The organism is Buttiauxella agrestis ATCC 33320, assembly GCF_000735355.1.
Classification (GTDB): Bacteria; Pseudomonadota; Gammaproteobacteria; order Enterobacterales; family Enterobacteriaceae; genus Buttiauxella; species Buttiauxella agrestis.
Genome location: NZ_JMPI01000002.1, coordinates 1 through 4,264, shown reverse-complemented (window position 1 = coordinate 4,264; position 4,264 = coordinate 1). Strand labels below are relative to the sequence as shown.

Sequence of the window (4,264 nt, the reverse complement as noted above, 5' to 3'; positions counted from 1 at the left end):
TCGATTGTCCCTCTAAGACACGGATAAATCGGTGATATCACCACATCAACCAGGCTAAAGCCTGAATTTGTTGAATTCATTAACAGAAGAGAAACAGGGAGGATAAAGGAGGTGGTGCTGATAGGCAGATTCGAACTGCCGACCTCACCCTTACCAAGGGTGCGCTCTACCAACTGAGCTATATCAGCACATCTGGAGCGGGCAGTGGGAATCGAACCCACATCATCAGCTTGGAAGGCTGAGGTAATAGCCATTATACGATGCCCGCACTCTGGAACTCGGCTACCTGCTTGAATTCTGTATTGACCTGAGAAGAAGCTTCTCAGTATTCGAGTCGACTAGTTGGATCTCGTCGCCTCGGGCTACGCATAGCGCAGCCTGAAAATGGTGGTGGGGGAAGGATTCGAACCTTCGAAGTCGATGACGGCAGATTTACAGTCTGCTCCCTTTGGCCGCTCGGGAACCCCACCAAGCACTTGATGGTGCCGACTACCGGAATCGAACTGGTGACCTACTGATTACAAGTCAGTTGCTCTACCTACTGAGCTAAGTCGGCATCAAGTAGCGCGCATTCTAGGAAGACCGGCTCCGTGATGCAACAAAAAAATTAAAGAAAATGCACTACCGCTTATATTTTGCGCGATAGCTCGTAAAAATGGTGGATTAATAAACGTCACGGTGTGATTTTTGTACATGAAATCCAACACGGCGACCCTCGACTTACCGCACAGTTGCACCTATACCATGCGAAATGCCCTTTTTAATGCCCTACGATTACGCAAATATCCTTTCATATGCGTTGAGATGGCAGTTATAGCGACTTCTGCGGCGTTGGATCACTTCTTACCTTAGGGATGTGCCCACATACGGAGAAATCATCAATCGCAAATCATCGAGAGCTATTGTTGTGGATCTCCAGGCAAGTACACCAGCCTAAACATTCTTTCGTTCGCAAGCTTATATTCTCCGTTAATCAATTTGTGCAGCGCATAGCGAGTTAATGGTCCGGACCCAGGTGATGTTTTCCTCTGAAAGCATCACCACTATGTTTTTTTCTTATTATTATCCCCCATCTGGTGTTACCCTCCTGCCCATTGTAAAAAGATATATACGTTGCACGCCTTTGATTACCTGAGATGAGTCTCCTTTTCTCAGTCTGCGTACTACGTTCATTTTTGTCCTGAATTACAGGCAGAAGCATGCTTATGAGTAATAAAGAGCAAATGTTGACGACTCCTTATATGCAGTTCAACCGCAACCAATGGGCAGCTTTACGCGACTCAGTGCCGATGACCTTGACTGAAGGTGAAATCGCACGGTTGAAAGGTATCAATGAGGACCTCTCTTTAGAGGAAGTGGCAGAGATTTATCTGCCCCTTTCGCGTCTATTGAATTTCTATATCAGTTCGAACTTACGCCGCCAGGCAGTACTTGAGCAGTTCCTCGGTACGAATGGGCAGCGTATTCCGTACGTCATTAGTATCGCGGGGAGTGTTGCGGTAGGTAAAAGTACTACTGCCCGTGTGTTACAAGCCTTGCTTAGCCGCTGGCCTGAGCATCGTCGCGTAGAGTTAATTACGACTGATGGGTTTCTACATCCGAATAAAGTGTTGAAAGAACGCAATCTGATGAAGAAAAAGGGATTCCCACAATCCTATGATATGCATCGTCTGGTGAAATTCGTTTCTGATATTAAATCAGGCGCGCCGAATGTGACCGCACCGGTTTACTCTCATCTTATTTATGATGTCATTCCCGATGGGGATAAAACAGTTGCTCAGCCTGATATTTTAATTCTTGAAGGATTGAATGTTTTACAGAGCGGCATGGATTACCCACACGACCCACATCATGTGTTTGTATCGGACTTTGTCGACTTCTCTATATATGTCGATGCACCTGAAGATCTGCTCCAGGATTGGTATATCACTCGCTTCCTGAAATTCCGTGAAGGTGCTTTTACCGACCCTGATTCTTATTTCCACAGCTACGCCAAGCTTTCAGAAGATGAAGCTGTTAACGTCGCATTACAACTTTGGAAAGAGATAAACTGGCGGAATTTAAAAGAAAATATACTGCCTACGCGTGAGCGCGCTAGCCTGATAATGACGAAGAGTTCGAATCATGAAGTCGAGTGTGTTCGACTGAGAAAATAAAAAATGGGGGAGCACCCCCATTTTTTTAATTAACGCCGCGTAAAGAGATTTCACCACCGACCCAAGGTTTAATTACTCCATCCTGCTCTAATAGCAATCCACCTTGTTCATTAATTCCTCTGGAAATTCCGTGAATTTCTCTTTCACCTATTATTAACTTCACCTGACGATTTATAAAGTTATCGAGTGATTCCCAGCGAGGAAGAAAAGGAACTAAACCTTCATCTTCAAATAATTGTAATGCCTTACGTAACTCTTTTATTATTTTAATTGCTAATGCATTACGATCTATATTAATTCCAGCTTCCTGGAGATTAATCCAGCTTTGATTAATGACATCGGTAGCCACATTCCGCATTGCAAGGTTAATCCCTGCGCCAATTACAATTTGGGCTGCATCACCCGTTTTACCGGTCAACTCCACCAGAATACCAGCTAGCTTACGATCGTTGAGATAGAGATCATTTGGCCATTTCACCCTGACATTTTCTGCACCTAGATCTTGCAGAACTTCGGCCATAACAATTCCAATAACAAGACTTAAGCCCACCGCAGCTGCTGGCCCTTGTTCAAGTCGCCAGTACATAGACAGGTAGAGATTGGCACCAAAAGGTGAAAACCATTGGCGCCCACGACGACCACGACCCGCCTGCTGGTATTCAGCAATACACGCATCTCCAGACTGAAGTGTATCTAACCTCTCGAGTAAATACTGATTCGTCGAGTCAATCACTGGGAGTACTACAATTGATCCCGTATCAATCTGTGACTTTATCAGCTCTTCATTAAGTAACTGGATAGGATCCGGCAGGCTGTATCCTTTGCCTGGTACGGTAAAAACATCCACCCCCCAGTCTCTTAGTGTTTGAATATGCTTATTAATAGCAGCTCGGCTCATACCAAGCTGCTCGCCTAAATGTTCGCCAGAATGAAACTCACCATCAGAAAGGATGCTAATCAGCGTTAGAGGAATTTTGTTATCTTTCATGCAATGGTCTCCACAGCGCTAACCTCACCAGATAGCCCGATAAAGCGGACTTCCGGCTCCAGCCACACATTAAATTTTTCTCCAACGCACTGGCGAACATAATGCGCGAGATCCACAACGTTCTGGCTGGACGCGCTTTCTTCGTTTATCAATACCAGAGCTTGCTGTTTATGGACTGCAGCACCACCAATCTTGTAACCTTTCAGTTGGCACTGATCGATTAACCAACCAGCGGCGAGTTTTACGGAACCATCGGTCTGCGGATAATGTGGAATAGCTGAAAAAGTAGAAATTAACGTGACTGCTTGTTCGGCGGTCACAACGGGATTCTTAAAGAAACTCCCTGCATTACCATTAACACGCGGATCAGGCAGCTTTGTCATACGCATGTGGCAAACGGAATTGAACACTTCTTGAGGGGTAACATTCGCGGCATCAAGGCGGGTTAGGTCACCATAAGTTAACACCGGCAGCCATTTTTTCGGTAGACGCAGACCTACGGCAACAATTGCATAGTGGCTATGATATTCATGCTTAAAAATACTGTCGCGATAACCAAACTGGCACTGTGAATTATCCAGACGATGCATTTCACCGCTGAGTAAATCAACACAATCTACGTATTCGCAAACACTCTTAAGTTCAACACCATATGCACCAATATTTTGAATAGGCGAGGATCCGGCACAACCCGGAATTAAAGCCAAATTTTCGAGTCCTGGCATGCCATGCTGCAAGGTATATTCAACCAGCTGATGCCAGTTTTCACCTGCACCAACATGCAAATGCCAGGCATCATCTTCCTCGATAACCTCTATGCCTTTTATACGGTTGATAATTACGGTGCCAGAATAATCTTCAAGAAAGAGAACGTTACTCCCTTCTCCCAGTAGCAACACCGGCATCTGTGCTGCAACCGCCTCGCTCCAGGCATCTTTTAGCTGCGACAGTGTTTCAGCAATGACAATACGTGAAGCGTTAGCCTGAATACCAAATGTATTGAAAGGCTTAAGAGAGGTGCTCATATCGGTATCTTTCCTGAGTTTAAACCCGGTTAGTTTACCTTATATGCCAAGGGTTGGCTTGTGTGAAGGGAGGCAGGAAGGAGCAATTGTATAAA

Annotated in this window: 3 protein-coding genes and 4 tRNA genes; 1 reads left to right on the top strand and 6 read right to left on the bottom strand. The window is 45.2% G+C overall.

What is annotated here, in order from left to right; translation table 11 throughout:
• Positions 1 to 112 precede the first annotated feature (112 nt).
• The 4 genes from GBAG_RS00435 to GBAG_RS00420 all read right to left on the bottom strand — a co-directional run bounded on the left by GBAG_RS00435 (position 113) and on the right by GBAG_RS00420 (position 556).
• Positions 113 to 188: transfer RNA gene (locus tag GBAG_RS00435), tRNA-Thr, on the bottom strand.
• A 5-nt stretch (positions 189 to 193) separates the two neighbouring features.
• A tRNA-Gly gene (locus GBAG_RS00430) sits at positions 194 to 268 on the bottom strand.
• A 117-nt stretch (positions 269 to 385) separates the two neighbouring features.
• Positions 386 to 470, bottom strand: a tRNA-Tyr gene (locus tag GBAG_RS00425).
• A 10-nt stretch (positions 471 to 480) separates the two neighbouring features.
• Positions 481 to 556, bottom strand: a tRNA-Thr gene (locus tag GBAG_RS00420).
• Positions 557 to 1,205: 649 nt separating this feature from the next.
• Between GBAG_RS00420 and coaA the strand changes: the two genes are divergently transcribed.
• Positions 1,206 to 2,156 carry a type I pantothenate kinase gene (gene coaA, locus GBAG_RS00410; protein ID WP_034492290.1) on the top strand — a complete coding sequence of 317 codons (951 nt, stop codon included), beginning with the start codon at positions 1,206 to 1,208 and terminating at the stop codon, positions 2,154 to 2,156.
• A gap of 25 nt (positions 2,157 to 2,181) precedes the next feature.
• Here coaA and birA read toward each other — a convergent pair whose 3' ends face one another.
• A complete protein-coding gene (gene birA / locus GBAG_RS00405; protein WP_034492287.1) occupies positions 2,182 to 3,144 on the bottom strand; it encodes a bifunctional biotin--[acetyl-CoA-carboxylase] ligase/biotin operon repressor BirA in 963 nt (320 codons plus the stop codon).
• Positions 3,141 to 4,169: a UDP-N-acetylmuramate dehydrogenase gene (gene murB, locus GBAG_RS00400; RefSeq protein ID WP_034492286.1), complete on the bottom strand. Its 1,029-nt coding sequence runs from the start codon at positions 4,167 to 4,169 to the stop codon at positions 3,141 to 3,143. Before murB ends, birA begins: the two co-directional genes overlap by 4 nt.
• Positions 4,170 to 4,264: the final 95 nt, after the last annotated feature.